Below are 16,444 nucleotides of genomic sequence, written 5' to 3'. Positions count from 1 at the left end.
CGCCGCGCTGGTCGGTTTCACGCGGCCGGTCGTCGGCGTCGCAAAGCCAGCACGGCGTCCGATTCGGTCCATGCCAGTTCTGCGATACTCCCCCGCCATGACCGTCCTGCGCTTCGACAGTGTCAGCAAGCAATATTCCGGTGGGCGCGTCGCGCTCGCCGAGGTGAGCTTCGACGTGGCTGCCGGCGAGATGCTGTTCCTCACCGGGCACTCCGGTGCGGGCAAGAGCACCCTGCTCAAGCTGATCCACCTCGCCGAGCGGCCCAGCCGCGGCGCGGTGCTGTTCAACGACCGCAACCTGCTCAAGGTGCGCGGGCGGCGGGTGGCCTTGCACCGGCGCGAGGTCGGCGTGGTGTTCCAGGACCACCGCCTGCTCACCGACCGCAGCGTGTTCGACAACATCGCCCTGCCGCTGATCCTGCGCGGCCTGCGCCGCGGCGAGATCGGCAAGCGCGTGCGCAGCGTGCTCGAGCGGCTGGGCCTGGGTGATCGCGAGGCCGCGCTGCCGGGCCAGCTCTCGGCCGGCGAGCAGCAGCGCGTGGGGATCGCCCGCGCGGTCGTGGCCGAGCCGCGGCTGCTGGTGGCCGACGAGCCGACCGGCAACCTCGATCCCACCCTGTCGGCCGAAATCATGGCGCTGTTCGCCTCGCTGCCCGAACGCGGCACCAGCGTGCTGGTGGCCAGCCACGACCTGGGCCTGGTCAAGCGCATGCGCAAGCGCGTGCTGGTGCTCGACCATGGCCGCCTGGTCGACGACATCGCGCCGGAGGATCTGGCCGATGGCTGAGGCGAACGCACGCGCAGATCGCTCCGCCTCGCCGCTGGGCACCTGGATCGACCACCATCTCTACAGCCTCGTCGCCAGCCTGGGACGGGTATTCCGCAAGCCCGGGGCGGCGCTGCTGACGGTTTCGGTGATGGCGCTGGCGCTGGCCCTGCCGCTGGGGCTCTGGCTGGTGCTGGGCAACCTCGAGCGGCTGGCCGGCAACGTCGAGCGCTCGCGCGAGATCAGCGTGTTCCTCAGGCAGGAGGTCGACGCCGCACGCGCCGGCCAGCTTGCGGACGAACTGCGTGCGCGCGCCAACGTGAGCGAAGTGGTCCACGTCACGCCGGACGAAGGCCTGGCCTCGCTGCGTGCCGGCGGGGCGTTGGCCGGGATCGTCGACGCGGTCGGCGAGGACAATCCGCTGCCGCACCTGCTGCTGGTCACGCCCGCGGGCGACGAGAGGATGGTGGCGGCGTCACTCGAGCAGTTGCCGGAGGCCGGGCTGGTGCAGCATGACGTGCAGTGGCGCGAGCGTCTGGACGGCTGGCTGCGCTTCGGCGGGCGCGTGGCGTGGGTGCTGGCGATGCTGCTGGGCCTGGGCGCGCTGCTGGTGGTCGGCAATACCGTGCGCCTGGACATCCAGTCGCGGCGCGAGGAAATCGGCGTGCTGCAGTTGCTCGGTGCGACCGACGGCTTCATCCGACGCCCGTTCCTCTACCTGGGGGCGTGGTACGGCCTGGCCGCGGGCGCGTTCGCGGTCGCGCTGCTGGCCGCGGTCGCGCTGTCGTTGCGCGACCCCCTGGCGGTGCTGGCGGCGAGCTATGGCAGCAGCTTCGCACTGTCCGGGATCGACCTGCCCTGGGCGCTGGGCGTGATCGCGGGGGCCACCGTGCTCGGCTGGCTCGGCGCTGGCCTGGTGACCGGACATTTCCTGCGCCAGACGCGCCCCACCGGACTCTGACCGCATGAACCAGCACGATCTGCGCCACCTCGAATCCGACCAGCCGCGCGTCATGGTGGTGGACGGCTCCAAGCTGGTGCGCAAGCTGATCCAGGCGGTGCTGGTGAAGGAGCTGCCGGGCGTGCAGGTGGTCGAGGGCGGCAGCCTGGCGGACGCGCGCGCGCTGCTGGCCGGCGACCCCATCGACCTGGTCACCACCGCCCTGGTGCTGCCCGATGGCGACGGCCTGCAGGTGGCGCGCGCGGTGCGCGAAGCCGGCGGCCAGCGCTACGTGCCGGTGATCGTGATCTCGGGCGACGTGCAGTCGCACCTCGAGGACCGGCGCTTCACCGAGGACGTCACCGACTACTTCGACAAGTCGCTCGGACACAACGCGCTGGCGGCCTTCATCCGCGGCTACGTGCAGCCGCAGCCCATCCCGGACGCGCACGTGCTCTACATCGAGGACAGCCGCACGGTGGCGGTGGCCATCCGGCGCATGCTCGAGGCGCACCAGATGCGCGTGACCCATGTCACCACCGCCGAGGACGCGATCGCCTACCTCGAGGCCTATGCCGGCACCGAGGCCGCGCCCGGCGCCGACCTGGTGCTGACCGATCTCTACCTCAAGGGCGAGTTGAGCGGGCGCGACGTGCTCGATCGCGTGCGCAACCACATGGGCTACGGCAAGCGCCGGCTGCCGGTGCTGGTGATGACCGGCGACGACAACCGCGCCAACCAGGCCGCGCTGCTGCGCGACGGCGCCAACGACCTGGTGCTCAAGCCGATCGAGGAGCGCCTGCTGGCGACCAAGGCGCTGTTCCAGCTGCGCCTTTCGCGCATGCCGGTTTCGCCCGCGCAGCAGCAGCCGTGAGCGACGACGTCCGCCTGGAGCCCTCGTGGAAGGCGCGCGTGGGCGACTGGTTCGCGCGCGAGGACATGCGTGCGCTGTCGGCCTTCCTGCGCCAGCGCAAGGCCGCCGGCGCCCGCATCTATCCGCCCGGGCCGCAGATCTTCGCCGCGTTCGAGGCCACGCCTTTCGACGCGGTGAAGGTGGTCGTGCTCGGCCAGGATCCCTACCACGGCCCCGGGCAGGCGCATGGCCTGTGCTTCTCGGTCCCGCCCGGCGTGCCGGTGCCGCCCTCGCTGCAGAACATGTACAAGGAGCTGCAGCGCGACCTCGGCATCGCGCCGCCGGACCACGGCTGGCTGATGCCCTGGGCGCGCCAGGGCGTGTTGCTGCTCAATGCGGTGCTGACCGTGGAGGAAGGCCGCGCCGGCGCCCACCAGGGCAAGGGCTGGGAAGGTTTCACCGATCATGTGGTCGATGTGCTCAACCGTGAGCGCGAGGGCCTGGTGTTCATGCTGTGGGGCAGCTATGCGCAGAAGAAGGGCGGCATCGTCGATGCGCGTCGCCACAGCGTGTTGCGGACCACCCATCCTTCGCCGCTGTCCGCACACCGCGGTTTCCTCGGCTCCGGGCATTTTTCCAAAGCCAACCAGGCGCTCGTGCGCCGCGGCCAGGCACCCATCGACTGGGCGCTGCCGCCGCTGGCCGCGTTGGAGGCCTGAGGAGGGCGCCCAGCGGCTGGCGTGATTCCGTTATCACGGCCGACGCGTCCGAAACACGGCCGACAGCGCGGCTTCAGAACCAGAACCGCACTCCGGCCACAAGCCGCGTTTCCCGGGGTGCCTCGCCATGCGCCGCGTGGTAGTCGGCGGTCCGGCGGAAACTGCGCTCGTGCGCGAGGCCCAGGTAGGGCGCGAACCGGCGCGTGACCTCGTATCGCAGCCGCAGCCCGGCTTCCGCCTTCGACAGACCGCTGCCGGTGCCGCGCGCAGGGTCGTCCCGCGCCTGCAGTTCCAGCTCCAGCATCGGCTGCAGCACCAGGCGGTTGCTGAAACGCAGGTCGTACTCGGCCTCGAGCTTCGCGGCCAGTCCACCATCGCCGAAATAGGCCATCGCCGAGACTTCGAACTGGTAGGGCGCGAGGCCCTGCACGCCGATCGCGGCGCGGGTGCGCGACGGGCCCGGACGGACGTCATGGCGTGCGCCGGCCACCACGTCCCACCAGCGCGCCACCGCACGCGACCAGCGCAGCTCGGCGCTGGCTGCCGTGGTGCGGCCTGCGCTTCGGCTGCCGCTGCTGCGCAGCCAGACGCGGTGCAGGTCGCCGCCTACGGACGCGCTGCCTTCCCAGGCCTGGCCGCTCGCCTCGTCGCTGTCCCAGGCCTCGAAACGGTCGAACTTCACCCGGGTATAGGTCGTGGCGCCGTGCGTCGTGTGGCCGTGCGAAAGCACGGGGAAGGCCGCATCGCGATCGGCCTGGGTGACCGGCGGGATCGGTTCGCGCGGACGCCGCGCGCCATCGGGCACGCAGTGACCCATCGCGGCGTGCTCCGGGGTGCATCCGTTCCCGCCTTGCGCGGCATGGGGATCGGCGTCATGTCCCCCGTGTGTGCCCGGGTGCTGCGTGGATGTCGCGGCGGCGGGCGCGCAGTGTCCCATCGCGGCGTGCTCCGGTGTGCAGCCGTTCCTGCCGTGCGCGGCGTGCGGATCGGCGTCATGTCCCCCGTGTGTGCCCGGGTGCTGCGTGGACGTCGCGGCAGCGGGCGCGCAGTGTCCCATCGCGGCGTGCTCCGGCGTGCAGCCGTTCCTGCCGTGCGCGGCATGCGGATCGGCGTCATGTCCCCCGTGTGTGCCCGGTTGCTGCGTGGACGTCGCGGCAGCGGGCGTGCAGTGGTCCATCGCGGCGTGCTCGGAAGTACATCCGTCCGCGTCGCGTGCGGGAGGCGGAAGGGCTCGATGCTCCGCAGGCGCGCCGTGATGCCGCGCCGCCGGTACGCAGTGGCCCATGGCCGCGTGTGCGGGCGTGCAGCTATCTGCGGCGGGCGTGTTCCGGGATGCGCCGTGCGCATGCTGCGCCAGCGCCACGCCGCAGGGAGCGCCGGTGAGCAGCAATGCGCAAGCGAGGGTGTAGGCGCGGCTCATGCGCGTTCCTCCACGCGCACTTCCCGCATCATGCCGGCATCCATGTGGTAGAGCAGGTGGCAGTGATAGGCCCAGCGCCCCAGGGCGTCGGCACGCACCCGGTAGCTCCGGCGCGTGCCCGGCGGCATGTCGACGGTGTGCTTTCGCACCATGAACCGGCCGTCGGCGTCCTCCAGATCGCTCCACAGGCCGTGCAGGTGGATTGGGTGCTGCATCATCGTGTCGTTGACCAGCACGATGCGCATGCGCTCGCCGTAGTTCAGGCGCAGCGGTTCGGCGCTGGCGAAGGGGATGCCGTCGAAGGACCAGGCGAACTTCTCCATGTGCCCGGTCAGGTGCAGTTCGACCGTGCGCCCCGGCTCGCGGCCGTCGGGGTCGTCGAACACGCTCCTGAGGTCGGCGTAGGTCAGCACGCGGCGGCCGTTGGCGCGCAGACCGATGCCGGGATCGTCGAGCTTCGGCGTCGGCGCCATGGTCTGCATGTCGACCAGCGGATTGCCGTCCTCGCTGGCCGGATGCGTCTGCAGGCCGGCGCCGTGCGCGGCATGCGCGTCGTGCCTGCCATGCGCGTCGGCCAACGCAGGCGCGTGCCGCGCGCCGCAGCCGCCCTCCGCCGCCATCGCTGCGCCGCAGCCGCCTTCGGTCATGGCGCCATGACCACCATGACCACCGTGGCCCATGTCGTCCATGGTCAGGCGTGGACGCGGGTCCAGCGACGGCACTGGTGCCTGCAGCCCGGCGCGGACCGCCAGGGTGCCGCGCGCGTGGCCGGTGCGCCCCATGTCCTGCGCGAAGATCGTGTAGGCCTCCTGTCCGCGCGGCTCGACGATCACATCGTAGGTTTCGGCCGCACCCATGCGCAGTTCGTCCACGCTCACCGGGTGCACGTACTGGCCGTCCGCAGCCACCACCGTCATCTTCAGGCCGGGGATGCGCAGGTCGAAGTGGGTCATCGCCGAGGCGTTGATCAGGCGCAGCAGCAGCTTCTCGCCCGGACGGAATTCGCCCGTCCAGTTGCCGGCGGGCGTCGCACCGTTCATCAGGTAGGTGTAGGTGTGGGCGTTGACGTCCGACAGGTCGCTCGGCGTCATCCGCATCTCGCCCCAGGCGCGGCGGTCGGCCAGCGTGGCGGCCAGGCCATCGCGGCGCGCATCGCGCAGGAAATCGCCGATCGTCGGCTTGTACCAGTTGTCGTAGTGCGGCGCCTTCTTCAGGCGCGCGAACAGGTCGGCCGGCGCGAGATCGGTCCAGTCCGAGAGCAACACCACGTGTTCGCGATCCCAGTGGTAGGGGGCGGGTTCGCGCGCATCGACGACGATCGCGCCATACAGTCCGGCCTGCTCCTGGTGCAGGGAATGGCTGTGGTACCAGTAGGTGCCGGACTGCCTGAGCGTGAAACGGTAGAGGTAGGACTCGCCCGGCATGATGCCGTCGAAGCTCATGCCCGGTACGCCGTCCATGTTCGACGGCAGCAGGATGCCGTGCCAGTGGATCGAGCTCGGATGGCCCTGCGGCAGGCGATTGGACACGCGCAGCGTGACCGTGTCGCCTTCGCGCCAGCGCAGCAGCGGCGCCGGCAGGCTGTCGTTGACGGTGATCGCCGGGCGGACGCGGCCGGTGAAGTTCACCAGGGACGCGCCGATGTCGAGCTGGAAGGCATCGCCCGACAGCGTCTGGCCGGGCGTGGCGTAGGTGCGGCTGCCTGCCTGCGCGGGATTGCGCAGGGTGCCGGCAGCGAGCGTGGCGCCGCCCAGCAACAGGCCCTGGACGAAGCGGCGCCGCGCGGGCGAGGGCGGCCGCGGGAGCGGTGGATGGATCATGCGTGGACTCCGGTCGCGGGCGCATCGCGCGCCGCGAAATCGTCAACCTGGAAGATGCGCGGCCCTGGCGGGCCGGCAGCAGCGGACGTGCCTGGGCAGCCGCTCAGGCGATGGGAGGACGCAGCGGCGGGAACGGAACGGCGGGGGTGGACGGAGGTTGCAGGGCGGCGGATGGTGCCGCACCGGCCGCCGGCGGCATCATGGCCAGGCCCGGGCGACCCAGCGCGTGGCCCTGCTGCAGGCACAGGTCCAGGCAATGCTGCAGGCAATCCTCGGGCGTCTGTCCGGCCAGGGCCGGGTCCGGCTCGGGCGCGGGTGCTTCCGCCCCGTGGCAATCCGCCATCGCCGGCGGCTGGGCCGACGCCGCCTCCGCGATCGCGACCTGCAGACCGGCGAACGCCGGCGCCATGCCCTGGAACAGCAGGCACAGGCACAGCAGGATGCGGGGCAGCGCGCTAGGCACGACGGAGGCGGGGGCGGCGGAGGGATGCCGCACAGCATAGCGTCCGCGTGTCCCCGGGCGCCTGAACCGGGGCGGCCGTCGCCGTGCGCACGTGGCCGCGCGGGCCGCCGGCCACATCGTGCCGGAGCGGAAGGGGCGGCGCAGGCTAGAATTGCAGCCGGACTCCGGTAGCCATCCCTTCGGCGGCGGGCGGACGTCCAGGAGTCTGTCGATGCGGGTCGACCAGGACAATGCGTGGCGAGAGGCGGCCGGACGCTCGCAGGTGCGCGTCCTGCTGCTGGCAGCGCTGTGTCTGGTTCCGCTGCTGGCGCTGTTGGTACGACTGGACGGATCACGCCCCGGCACCGCCGCAGCCGCCGTCGATGCAGCTCCCAGGCTGGCTGCCGTCGCACCCGCGGCGCCGTTGGCGGAAGTCGTGGCCGATCCCCTGCCGCGGGCCACCGCCGCACCGCGACGGATGACCGCGCTGCCGACGCACGTCGCCGCGCGTCGTCGCGAGTTCGACACCAGCACCGACCTGTTCGCCTTCGCGCAGCGGCTGCAGCCCGAGGCGCGGGACGGCGCCCCGGAAGCGATCTGGCTGCTGAGTCGCGTGATCGACGAATGCCGGCAATACGCCGCCGATCCCCCCGCGTTCGCGCGCGACAGCGCGGTGCTGTCGGGCCTGGGCCTGCCCGCATCGCGGGCCATGCAGGCCGCGCGCAGCCGGGTGGACAGCCGCTGCCGACGCTTCGGCCCCGGTGACGGCTTGAGCCAGGTGCGTGTCGGTCAACTGCGGGTGCAGTCGGCGCGGGCGGGCGGCCTGGTGGCGGAGGCCGAGCTGTTCGCGCGCGGCGAACCGCTTTCGGCCGAGCGCGGCTACGGCGAGGACCTGCTGCAGCGCATCGGCGCGGCCGGCGATCCGCAGGCCTTCGGCGCGCTGTCCTCGGCTGGAGAGGTGACGGGCTGGCTGTCGATGCTGGACCTGGATATCGCTCCGCAATACGCGCCGCTGGTGTGGCAGATCGCCGCCTGCCGCATGGGCGCGGACTGCGGCCCGCAGAGCCCGGTGATGACCTCGTACTGCGTCAACGGCGGCATCTGCTCGCGCCTGCCGGAACAGGGATTCGAGGAGTTCGTATACGACGCCGCGGTGCCGCGGCAGAGCGCAGATGTCGTCCGCGAGGCGGTGTCGGCGCTGGTGGAACGGTTTGGAGGAAGACCATGAAGTTGGACATGAGGAAGCGTCGTCTCGCCGCGTTGTTCTGGATCCTGCTGTTTGCCGTCTATTCGGTGGCGGCGATCGGGGTGACCGTGCTCGACGCGTCGGAGGACCGCTATGCGGAGCTGTCGCGCGTATCGCTGGTCACCGTGCGCGCCAGCGAGGAGCAACGCCGGCTGGGCGCGGCGCAGATGGTGGCCGTGTACCGCGCACAGAGCGGGGCGCCGTTCGCCACCCTGCCGCCCGGCACCACGGTGCAGATCGTCTGGCCGGACGGATCGAGCGAGTATGTGGTGGTGACCGATCCGGCCGCGGCCGATGGCATCACGCCGGTCCCGGACATGCGTCCCCGGGACGAGGAGCCCCTGCCGGGACAGGTGCCGGCCGTGCCGCTGGAGGACGGTGCCGTCCGCGGCGTCCTGATGGGCCAGCAGTAGGACCTTTCGCCGGACGCGTCGGCCGACCGCGCGTCGGCCGGTCCGGCTGCCTTGCAACGAAACGAGCGCCGGCTGCGCCCGCGCTTCCCGGACCGCGGCGCGACCGGGGCGCGATCAGCCGATCGAGAGCGCCTTGTCCTTGCGCTCGGCCAGGCGCTTTTCGAGATAGTGGATGTTCTGGCCGCCGGCCTGGAACCCGCCGTCGGCCATGATCCGCTGCTGCAGCGGGATGTTGGTCTTGATGCCGTCGACCACCATCTCGCTCAGCGCCACGCGCATGCGGGCGATTGCCTGTTCGCGGTCGGCGCCATGCACGATCAGCTTGCCGATCATCGAATCGTAGTTCGGCGGGACGGTGTAGCCCTCGTAGATGTGCGAATCCACGCGCACGCCGGGGCCGCCGGGCGAATGGAAGTGCTGGATCAGGCCGGGCGAGGGCAGGAAGCTGTCCGGGTCTTCGGCATTGATGCGGCACTCGATCGCATGGCCGCGCAGCACGATGTCCTCCTGGCGGATCGACAGCTTCTGCCCCGAGGCGATCTTGAGCTGCTCGCGGATCAGGTCGATGCCGGTCACCAGTTCGGTCACCGGATGCTCGACCTGGATGCGGGTGTTCATTTCGATGAAGTAGAAGCGGCCGTTCTCGTACAGGAACTCGAACGTGCCCGCGCCGCGATAGCCGATGCGGATGCAGGCCTCGACGCAGACCTTGCCGATCTCCGCGCGCTGTTCATCGCTGATGCCGGGCGCCGGTGCCTCTTCCACCACCTTCTGGTGGCGGCGCTGCATCGAACAGTCGCGCTCGCCCAGGTGGATGGCGTTGCCCTGGCCGTCGGCCAGCACCTGGATCTCCACGTGGCGCGGGTTCTCCAGGAACTTCTCCATGTAGACCATGTCGTTGCCGAACGCGGCCTTGGCTTCCTGCTTGGTGGTGGCGATGGCGTTGACCAGCGCGGCCTCGGTGTGGACCACGCGCATGCCGCGCCCGCCGCCGCCGCCGGCCGCCTTCACGATCACCGGGTAGCCGATCTCGCGCGCGATGCGCACGTTGGCCTCGGCATCGTCGCCGAGCGGGCCGCCGCTGCCGGGCACGCAGGGCACGCCGGCCTCCTTCATCGCGCGGATCGCCTCGACCTTGTCGCCCATCAGGCGGATGGTCTCGGCCTTGGGTCCGATGAAGATGAAGCCCGACTGCTCCACGCGCTCGGCGAAATCGGCGTTCTCGCTGAGAAAGCCGTAGCCGGGGTGGATCGCCTGCGCGTCGGTGACCTCGGCCGCGGCGATGATCGCCGGCATGTCGAGGTAGCTGCGGTTGGACGGCGCCGGGCCGATGCACACCGACTCGTCGGCCATCGCCACGTGCTTGAGGTTGCGATCGACCGTGGAGTGCACCGCGACGGTGCGGATACCGAGCGCGTGGCACGCGCGCAGGATGCGCAGCGCGATTTCGCCACGGTTGGCGATGACGACTTTATCGAGCATGGGATTCGGGATTCGGGATTGGGGATTCGGGAAGCGCTTCGTCCGGCTCACGCAGACGTCTCTCGTTGGCGCGAATCAGCGCATTGAGGCGCGCGAACGTGCGGTCGAGCAGATCCGGATCGATAGCGGGGCCTTCGCCGAAGCCAAGGCGGCGGGAGATTTCAATCTGGGTCGCCAGCTCTGAGAGCGAACCGCGTGCGATCGACAGGAAACGCAGGTATTCGGAGGTGGAGCGGCGGGCGGCACCCTCGGCGATATTGGACGGGACACTGACCGCGGATCTGCGCATCTGGGCCGTCAGGCCCAGGCGCTCCTCCGCCGGAAACCGGGATGTCGCGCGGTAGACCTCTTCCACGAGCAGCATCGCATCGCGCCAGACGTCCAGGCGTTCGTGTGGTCTCGGCAGCGACAGGTCTTCCACCAAATCCCGAATCCCCAATCCCGAATCCCGTCGTGATCGGCTTCAGCCGATCACGAACAGCGGCTGGTCGAACTCCACCGGCTGTCCGCTTTCGCAGGTGATCGCCAGCACCGTGCCCGAGGCGTCGGCCTCGATCGGGTTGAACATCTTCATCGCCTCGATGATGCCCAGGGTGTCGCCGGCCTTGACCGTCTGGCCGACGGTGACGAAGGGCGGCTTGTCGGGCGCCGGCGAGCTGTAGAAGGTGCCGACCATCGGCGAGGTGACGACGTGGCCGGCCGGCAGGCCGGAGTCGCCCGCGGGCGCACGGCCGCCGGTGGCGGCCTCGACCGGCGACTGCATCGGCATCACCGGCTCGGCGCGCGGAGCCTGCGCGGCGGCAGGCGCCTGCGCATAGACCATCGGCGTGCCGACGCTGGTGCCGCGCGACAGGCGTACCGACTCTTCGCCCTCCTTGATCTCGATTTCGGCGAGGTTCGACTCCTCGAGCAGTTCGATGAGTTTCTTGAGCTTGCGAAGGTCCATGGACGGCCTCGGGTTCGGGCTTGCGAGAGAGAAAAGGGTTCAGGCGGCGGCCGGCAGCCGGCGCAGGGCCGCGTCGAGCGCGTAGCGGTAGCTGTCGGCACCGAAACCGCAGACCACGCCCACCGCCTTGTCGCTGAAATAGCTGTGCTGGCGGAACGGCTCGCGGGTGTGCGGGTTGGACAGGTGGATCTCGATGAAGGGGATCGCGACCGCCGCCAGCGCATCGCGCAGGGCGACGCTGGTATGTGTGAAGGCGGCCGGGTTGATCAGAATGAAGGCGGTACCGTCGCCGCGTGCGGCCTGGACGCGGTCGACCAGCACGTGCTCGGCATTGGACTGCAGGCTCTCGAGCGCGTGGCCGGCGTCGGCGGCGCGGGCCCGCAGGTCGGCGTCGATGTCGGCCAGCGTGGTGTGCCCGTAGACCTCCGGCTCGCGTGTGCCGAGCAGGTTGAGGTTGGGGCCGTGCAGGAGCAGCAGCTGGGCCATCGAGAATGCGGTGCGGGACAAGGCGCGCAGTCTGGGGGAAGTCGCGAATGCTGTCCAGTTCGCCGACGTTTGCTGGACTTAAGCGGGTGTTTGAGTTTTCCGCCGGTCAAGAAGCCGCGCGTGCGCGATCGCGTGTCGATCGCGGCCGCCGTCGTTCGACGCTCGGGAACTACCCCGGAAGCCGACACGATGCCCAACGAAGACCGCCTGTACTACTCCCACCACCTCAACCCCCGCGTGGCGGTGGCCGTGGCTCGATATCTGCAGGCGCCGCTGCGCTTCGTCCGCGCCGATCCGATGGGGCGCGACCAGGCCGCGTTCCGCGCGATCAACCCCAACACGCGGGTGCCGGTGCTGGTGGAGCAGGCGCTCACTTTGTGGGAGACCGATGCGATCGCGATGCGCCTGGCCGGCCGCTTCCTCCCTGCGTTCTGGCCGCAGGAGCGGCGCGAGGAGGTGATGATGTGGGTGAGCTGGAGCGCCCACCACTTCACCCGCTGGGCCGGGGTGCTGTACTTCGAGCGGATCGTGGTGCCGCGTTATTTCGCGCGTGCGCCGGACGCGGCCGCGGTCGCGGAGGCCGAAGCCGAGCTGAAGCCGTTTACCGCAGTGCTGGAGGATGCGCTCGCCGGGCGCCGCTGGCTGGTGGGCGATGCGCCGACCTACGCCGATTTCCGCGTGTCCTCGGTACTGCCGTTCGCGGCGCAGGCCGGGATCGCGCTCGATGCCTTCCCGGAGGTGCGCGCCTGGCACGCGCGGCTGGAGGAGATCGAGGCCTGGCGCGATCCCTTCGCCGGGCTGGACTGAGCGCTCAGGGCGTCGCCCAGGCGTCGATCTCGCCCTCCTCGAAGGGGCCGATCTTCTGCTTCAGCAGGCGGCCATCGGCCGAGACCAGGATCGAGTAGGGCAGCACGCCCTTGGGGTTGCCCAGCTGCACGCCGGCATCGGCCGGCCCGGGCGTGTCGATCGCCTGCGGGTACGCCACCGGGATGCGCTGCAGGAATTCGCGCACGGCCTGGGGATCGTCCAGGGCCAGGCCGAGCACCTGCACGCCGCCCTCGCCCTGCGCGCGGGCGTAACGATCGAGCTCGGGCATCTCCTTGATGCACGGCCCGCACCAGCTGGCCCAGACGTTGACCAGCAGCGGGCGACCGGCGAAGTCTTCGGGCAGCGCGAACCCCGCGCCATCCAGGCCGTCCACGCGCACCGGCGGCAGGGACTCGCCGCGACGGGCGACGGCCACGCCCCCGGGCACGTCGGCATTGGCGGTCAGCGCGTCGTTGAGCACCCTCTGGCCGAATTCGCTGCCCAGCAGCGGGCCGGGGCCGGTGGCGAACATGCCCGCGACCACGCCCAGGCATCCGGCCGCAGCGGCCACCAGCACGATCTTCAGCGGCGTCAGCTTCATGGCGCGGCCCTTCGCAGCGCCGCGGTCACGATGTCGTCGCTGAGCAGGGCCGGCAGCACTACGCCCTCGCCGCCGCCGCGCGGATAGACCACGTACAGCGGTACGCCGACCGCGCGATGGCGGTCGAGGTAGGCGGTGATCGCGGGATCGGTATTGGTGTAGTCGCCCACCAGGTAGACCGCGTCGGCCTGTTCCAGGGCGCTGCGGAAGACGGGCTGCGACAGCACGCGGCGCTCGTTGGCCTTGCAGGTCACGCACCAGTCGGCGGTCATGTTCACGAACACCGCGCGGCCTTCGTCGCGCAACGCCTGCAGCCGCGCCTCGGACCAGGCCTCGTGGCCCTCGTCCGCGAGCGCTGCGCGCTGCGGCGGCGGCAGCGATTCGACCTTCCACACCGGCAGCAGCGCCAGCGCGGCCAGCGCCAGCGCCAGTGCGCGCCCGGCGAACCCGCCGGTCCAGCGCCTGCGTTCGTGCCACCACAGGCCCAGCGCGAACAGCGCCAGGCCCACCGCCACCAGCGCCATCGCATCCACGCCGCGCTGCTTGCCCAGCACCCACAGCAGCCAGATCGCGGTGAGGTACATCGGGAAGGCCAGCACCTGCTTGAGCGTTTCCATCCACGCACCCGGCCGCGGCAGCCGGTCGGCCAGTGCCGGAACGAAGCCGATCAGCAGGAAGGGCAGCGCAAGCCCCAGGCCCAGCATCAGGAACACCGCCAGCGCCAGCCACGGCGCCGCGGTGAAGGCGAACGCCAGCGCCCCGCCCATGAAGGGCGCGATGCAGGGGCTGGCGACCACGCAGGCCAGCACGCCGGTGAAGAAGTCGCCCGCCGGGCCGCTGCGGGCGGCCAGCGACTGGCCGATGCCGCCGATGCCCGCACCCAGCGTGAACACGCCCGACAGGCTCAGGCCCACCGCGAACATCAGGTACACCAGCGCGGCGACGAACCAGGGCTGCTGCAGCTGGAAGCCCCAGCCCAGCGCCTGGCCGCCGGCGCGCAGGGCCAGCACCAGCGCGCCGATCGCGGCGAAGGCCACTAGCACGCCGGCGGTGTACCAGAGCGCGTGGCGGCGGGCGTGCGCGCGGCTCTCGCCGCTCTGCGCCAGGCCGAGCACCTTGAGCGACAGGATCGGCAGCACGCAGGGCATGAGGTTGAGCACCAGTCCGCCCAGCAGGGCCAGCAGCAGCGCGCCGAAGGCGCCGCCGGCCGGCAGCGCCGTGCCCGGAGGCGCGGTGCGCACCGCGTTGTCGGCGGAGGCGTCGGCCGGCCGGGCAGCGGCGACAACGCCCGCGCTCGTCTCCGCGTCCGGGTCGGCGCCGGTCGAGGGCGCTGCGGTGGGGCTGCGGCTGGCGTCCGCTGGTGGCGCGTCGTCGGCCGCGCTGGTCGATGCGGCCGCGGGTTCCTGCGCCGGGCCGGCCTGCCCGGTTGCCCCGGGCGCGGTCGAAGCGGCCGCGACCGTTCCCGCGGGCAGCGCCACCTCCACCGTGCGGGTCATCGGCGGATAGCAGATGCCCTCGTCCTGGCAGCCCTGGAAACTGGCGGTCAGGCGCACGGTCGCGGCCTCGGCGCTGCTGCGCAGCAGCGGCAGCGGCACGTCGACCTGGTCGAAATAGACCACCACCTCGCCGAAGTGCTCGTCGCGGTGGGCCACGCCGCGCGGCCACTGCGGCCTGCCGGCGCGGATGCCCGGCGCGCCGTCCACGACGAAGCTGCTGCGGTCGCGGTAGAGGTAGTAGCCGCGCGCCGGAGTGAAGCGCAGCAGCAGGGTATCGCCGTCGCCGGCGATGGCCTCGAAGGCGAAGGCCTGTTCCGGCGGCAGCGGCAGCGCCTGGGCCGTGCCGCTGGGGTCGAGGCCCAGCAGCGCGCCGGGGGCAGGGGTCGCGCCGCCCAGGCTGCGCCCCAGCGCAGCAAGGCGCGGGTCCGGGGACGCGCCCGTCGGCGCGACCGGGGCATCGGCCGGCAGTGCGACCCGCAGGGTGCGCGTCTGCGGTGGATAGCAGATGCCGAGGTCGGCGCAGCCCTGGTACTTCACCTGCAGGGCGAGTTCGCGCACGCCATCGGCCGCGGCGCCGGTGAGCGTGGCGACCAGGCGGTCGCGATAAGTCTCCACCTCGCCGAAGAATTCGTCGGTATGGCGCTTGCCCGCCGGCAGCTGCAGCGGGTTGGCCTTGAAGCCGCCGTCGCTCACCTGGACCGAGGTTCGGTGCCGGTAGAGGTAATACCCCTCGGCGATCTGCCACTGGATCTCGATGCGGCCCCGCTCCACGGCGCGCGCCTGCAGCACGAAGGCCTGGTCGACCGGCAACAGTTCGCTGTCGTCCACGGCCGCGACGGGCAGGGCCAGCAGGACGAGCAGCGCGAACGAGGCAGCGCGGATCAGGTGGGCGATCGGTCGGTTCAAGCGTCGGCTCCGGGGCCGGTGGCGTCCGCGATCCAGGCCAGATAGGCCGGCAGGCCGCCGGCGATGTCGAGCGCCACCACCTCGGGGCATTCATAGGGGTGCAGCTCGACCACCCGCGCCGTCAGCGCATCGAGGCGGGCGCGCACGGTCTTGATCACCAGCAGCACTTCGCCGGCGCGTGCCACCCGGCCCTCCCAGCGGTAGACCGACTCCACCCCCGGCAGCACGTTCACGCAGGCGGCCAGCCGCTCGCCGACCAGCGCCTCGGCGATGCGCGCGGCGACCGCGGCATCGGGGCAGGTACACAGGCAGGCGAGGGCGGTCACGGCGAGGTGGCGGGGGGGTGTCGGGACCCGATAGGGTAGCCGACCGCGGCTGCGGGGCCGGCCTGCCGCAGCCGCCGGCGTGCGGGACGGATTGTCCCGCCATCCCCAACGCTGCGTGTCGGAGACCTGCATCGCCCGGTTTACCGGGCTGCCGGTATCCTTTGCGCCCCTACACTCGCCTCGACTCCCATGTCGCGAACGCCTCGTGCCGGGCTGCGCCGGCTTGCCGTCGTGCTGCTCCCCATCCTCGCCGGCTGGAGCGCCGCTGCCGCGGCCCAGGTCGAAGTGGGCGCGGGCATGTCGTTCACCCGCGACAACGAGGACACGCCCGTCGCGGCGGTGGCCTGGCTGCCGGAGTGGCGCGAGTTCCGCGGTGGCACCCTGCGCTGGGAGGTCGGCGCGATGCATGTGCGCGGCCGCAGCGATTCGGCCTACGACAATGGCGACGACGTCACCGTCTTCCACGGCGGCCTGCGCTACGAGCGGCCCAGTGGCCTGGTGGGCGGGTTCGGCGTCGGCGTGCAGGACGGCAAGACCGAGGCGCTGTCGGGCGACCCGCAGTTCATCAGCACCATCGGCTGGCGCTGGGGCCGCTTCTCGCTGCTGGCCCGCCACATCTCCAACGCCAGCCTGCACCAGCCCAACGACGGCGAGACGATGCTGCAGGCGGCCTGGCGGTTCTAGGCGCGCTGCACGCCCGGCAAGCAAGCATCCGCCCCGCGGCAGGGTCCGGGCGCGGTTGGCAGCGCGACGCCTGCAGGGCTGATGCGTCCTG

The 16,444-nt window shown here is 71.5% G+C and carries 18 protein-coding genes; 8 read left to right on the top strand and 10 right to left on the bottom strand.

The window, feature by feature from the left end; genetic code table 11:
* Positions 1-97 precede the first annotated feature (97 nt).
* From ftsE to ung, 4 genes are read left to right on the top strand one after another with little or no spacing between them, the layout of a single operon-like run.
* Positions 98-787, top strand: coding sequence for a cell division ATP-binding protein FtsE (ftsE, locus tag ACQYVW_RS06195; protein WP_434946858.1), 690 nt, complete (start codon positions 98-100; stop codon positions 785-787).
* The gene (gene ftsX, locus ACQYVW_RS06190) at positions 780-1,727 is read left to right on the top strand and encodes a permease-like cell division protein FtsX (protein ID WP_434936498.1); all 948 of its coding nucleotides are present in this window, start codon (positions 780-782) and stop codon (positions 1,725-1,727) included. The genes ftsE and ftsX overlap by 8 nt, the downstream gene beginning before the upstream one ends.
* A gap of 4 nt (positions 1,728-1,731) precedes the next feature.
* Positions 1,732-2,580 (top strand): response regulator, encoded by an 849-nt coding sequence (locus tag ACQYVW_RS06185; protein WP_434936499.1) that lies wholly within the window; start codon positions 1,732-1,734, stop codon positions 2,578-2,580.
* The gene (ung, locus tag ACQYVW_RS06180; RefSeq protein ID WP_434946376.1) at positions 2,577-3,278 is read left to right on the top strand and encodes a uracil-DNA glycosylase; all 702 of its coding nucleotides are present in this window, start codon (positions 2,577-2,579) and stop codon (positions 3,276-3,278) included. The genes ACQYVW_RS06185 and ung overlap by 4 nt, the downstream gene beginning before the upstream one ends.
* Before the next feature lie 73 nt (positions 3,279-3,351).
* Here the strand turns inward: ung and ACQYVW_RS06175 are convergent, their stop codons facing one another.
* From ACQYVW_RS06175 to ACQYVW_RS06165, 3 genes are all read right to left on the bottom strand, one after another.
* Entirely contained in the window at positions 3,352-4,095 is a 744-nt protein-coding gene (locus ACQYVW_RS06175; protein WP_434946375.1) for a copper resistance protein B, read from the bottom strand.
* A 599-nt stretch (positions 4,096-4,694) separates the two neighbouring features.
* On the bottom strand, positions 4,695-6,518 hold the full coding sequence (locus ACQYVW_RS06170) for a copper resistance system multicopper oxidase (RefSeq protein ID WP_434946374.1): 1,824 nt from the start codon (positions 6,516-6,518) through the stop codon (positions 4,695-4,697).
* Positions 6,519-6,621: 103 nt separating this feature from the next.
* On the bottom strand, positions 6,622-6,981 hold the full coding sequence (locus ACQYVW_RS06165) for a CopL family metal-binding regulatory protein (RefSeq protein ID WP_434946373.1): 360 nt from the start codon (positions 6,979-6,981) through the stop codon (positions 6,622-6,624).
* A 211-nt stretch (positions 6,982-7,192) separates the two neighbouring features.
* Here ACQYVW_RS06165 and ACQYVW_RS06160 point away from each other — a divergent pair, with 211 nt between their 5' ends.
* Positions 7,193-8,188, top strand: coding sequence for a hypothetical protein (locus ACQYVW_RS06160; RefSeq protein ID WP_434946372.1), 996 nt, complete (start codon positions 7,193-7,195; stop codon positions 8,186-8,188).
* Positions 8,189-8,196: 8 nt separating this feature from the next.
* Positions 8,197-8,619 (top strand): hypothetical protein, encoded by a 423-nt coding sequence (locus tag ACQYVW_RS06155; RefSeq protein WP_434946371.1) that lies wholly within the window; start codon positions 8,197-8,199, stop codon positions 8,617-8,619.
* A 114-nt stretch (positions 8,620-8,733) separates the two neighbouring features.
* Here the strand turns inward: ACQYVW_RS06155 and accC are convergent, their stop codons facing one another.
* From accC to aroQ, 4 genes are read right to left on the bottom strand one after another with little or no spacing between them, the layout of a single operon-like run.
* Complete coding sequence (gene accC, locus ACQYVW_RS06150; RefSeq protein WP_434946370.1) at positions 8,734-10,101, bottom strand: acetyl-CoA carboxylase biotin carboxylase subunit; 1,368 nt, start codon at positions 10,099-10,101, stop codon at positions 8,734-8,736.
* On the bottom strand, positions 10,091-10,525 hold the full coding sequence (locus ACQYVW_RS06145; RefSeq protein ID WP_434946369.1) for a four helix bundle protein: 435 nt from the start codon (positions 10,523-10,525) through the stop codon (positions 10,091-10,093). Before ACQYVW_RS06145 ends, accC begins: the two co-directional genes overlap by 11 nt.
* A gap of 39 nt (positions 10,526-10,564) precedes the next feature.
* A complete protein-coding gene (accB, locus tag ACQYVW_RS06140) occupies positions 10,565-11,047 on the bottom strand; it encodes an acetyl-CoA carboxylase biotin carboxyl carrier protein (protein ID WP_434936030.1) in 483 nt (160 codons plus the stop codon).
* Between the two features lie 39 nt (positions 11,048-11,086).
* A complete protein-coding gene (gene aroQ, locus ACQYVW_RS06135) occupies positions 11,087-11,533 on the bottom strand; it encodes a type II 3-dehydroquinate dehydratase (protein ID WP_434946857.1) in 447 nt (148 codons plus the stop codon).
* Between the two features lie 189 nt (positions 11,534-11,722).
* Between aroQ and ACQYVW_RS06130 the strand changes: the two genes are divergently transcribed.
* Positions 11,723-12,340, top strand: coding sequence for a glutathione S-transferase family protein (locus ACQYVW_RS06130; RefSeq protein WP_434946368.1), 618 nt, complete (start codon positions 11,723-11,725; stop codon positions 12,338-12,340).
* Positions 12,341-12,344: 4 nt separating this feature from the next.
* Here the strand turns inward: ACQYVW_RS06130 and ACQYVW_RS06125 are convergent, their stop codons facing one another.
* Genes ACQYVW_RS06125 through cutA form a run of 3 tightly spaced genes read right to left on the bottom strand, consistent with a single transcriptional unit; the run spans position 12,345 to position 15,669 of the window.
* Positions 12,345-12,941 (bottom strand): TlpA family protein disulfide reductase, encoded by a 597-nt coding sequence (locus tag ACQYVW_RS06125; protein WP_434936033.1) that lies wholly within the window; start codon positions 12,939-12,941, stop codon positions 12,345-12,347.
* A complete protein-coding gene (locus ACQYVW_RS06120; RefSeq protein WP_434946367.1) occupies positions 12,938-15,343 on the bottom strand; it encodes a protein-disulfide reductase DsbD family protein in 2,406 nt (801 codons plus the stop codon). Before ACQYVW_RS06120 ends, ACQYVW_RS06125 begins: the two co-directional genes overlap by 4 nt.
* Entirely contained in the window at positions 15,340-15,669 is a 330-nt protein-coding gene (cutA, locus tag ACQYVW_RS06115) for a divalent-cation tolerance protein CutA (RefSeq protein ID WP_434934667.1), read from the bottom strand. Before cutA ends, ACQYVW_RS06120 begins: the two co-directional genes overlap by 4 nt.
* A gap of 231 nt (positions 15,670-15,900) precedes the next feature.
* Here cutA and ACQYVW_RS06110 point away from each other — a divergent pair, with 231 nt between their 5' ends.
* Positions 15,901-16,353 carry an acyloxyacyl hydrolase gene (locus ACQYVW_RS06110; RefSeq protein WP_434946366.1) on the top strand — a complete coding sequence of 151 codons (453 nt, stop codon included), beginning with the start codon at positions 15,901-15,903 and terminating at the stop codon, positions 16,351-16,353.
* Positions 16,354-16,444: the final 91 nt, after the last annotated feature.

This window comes from Luteimonas campi (genome assembly GCF_051162505.1).
In the GTDB taxonomy this organism is placed as follows: domain Bacteria; phylum Pseudomonadota; class Gammaproteobacteria; order Xanthomonadales; family Xanthomonadaceae; genus Luteimonas.
The sequence above is the reverse complement of the archived record's forward strand: the minus strand, read 5'-3'. Positions and strand labels throughout refer to the sequence as shown.

What these genes read in the sequence shown, in the direction of transcription:
- ACQYVW_RS06185 (WP_434936499.1), top strand. Translation starts at nt 1,732, where the DNA reads ATGAACCAGCACGATCTGCGCCACCTCGAATCCGACCAGCCGCGCGTC.
- aroQ (WP_434946857.1), bottom strand. Translation starts at nt 11,533, where the DNA reads ATGGCCCAGCTGCTGCTCCTGCACGGCCCCAACCTCAACCTGCTCGGC.
- ACQYVW_RS06155 (WP_434946371.1), top strand. Translation starts at nt 8,197, where the DNA reads ATGAGGAAGCGTCGTCTCGCCGCGTTGTTCTGGATCCTGCTGTTTGCC.
- ACQYVW_RS06125 (WP_434936033.1), bottom strand. Translation starts at nt 12,941, where the DNA reads ATGAAGCTGACGCCGCTGAAGATCGTGCTGGTGGCCGCTGCGGCCGGA.
- ACQYVW_RS06160 (WP_434946372.1), top strand. Translation starts at nt 7,193, where the DNA reads ATGCGGGTCGACCAGGACAATGCGTGGCGAGAGGCGGCCGGACGCTCG.
- ACQYVW_RS06130 (WP_434946368.1), top strand. Translation starts at nt 11,723, where the DNA reads ATGCCCAACGAAGACCGCCTGTACTACTCCCACCACCTCAACCCCCGC.
- ACQYVW_RS06170 (WP_434946374.1), bottom strand. Translation starts at nt 6,518, where the DNA reads ATGATCCATCCACCGCTCCCGCGGCCGCCCTCGCCCGCGCGGCGCCGC.
- accC (WP_434946370.1), bottom strand. Translation starts at nt 10,101, where the DNA reads ATGCTCGATAAAGTCGTCATCGCCAACCGTGGCGAAATCGCGCTGCGC.
- accB (WP_434936030.1), bottom strand. Translation starts at nt 11,047, where the DNA reads ATGGACCTTCGCAAGCTCAAGAAACTCATCGAACTGCTCGAGGAGTCG.
- ACQYVW_RS06175 (WP_434946375.1), bottom strand. Translation starts at nt 4,095, where the DNA reads ATGGGTCACTGCGTGCCCGATGGCGCGCGGCGTCCGCGCGAACCGATC.
- ftsX (WP_434936498.1), top strand. Translation starts at nt 780, where the DNA reads ATGGCTGAGGCGAACGCACGCGCAGATCGCTCCGCCTCGCCGCTGGGC.
- ftsE (WP_434946858.1), top strand. Translation starts at nt 98, where the DNA reads ATGACCGTCCTGCGCTTCGACAGTGTCAGCAAGCAATATTCCGGTGGG.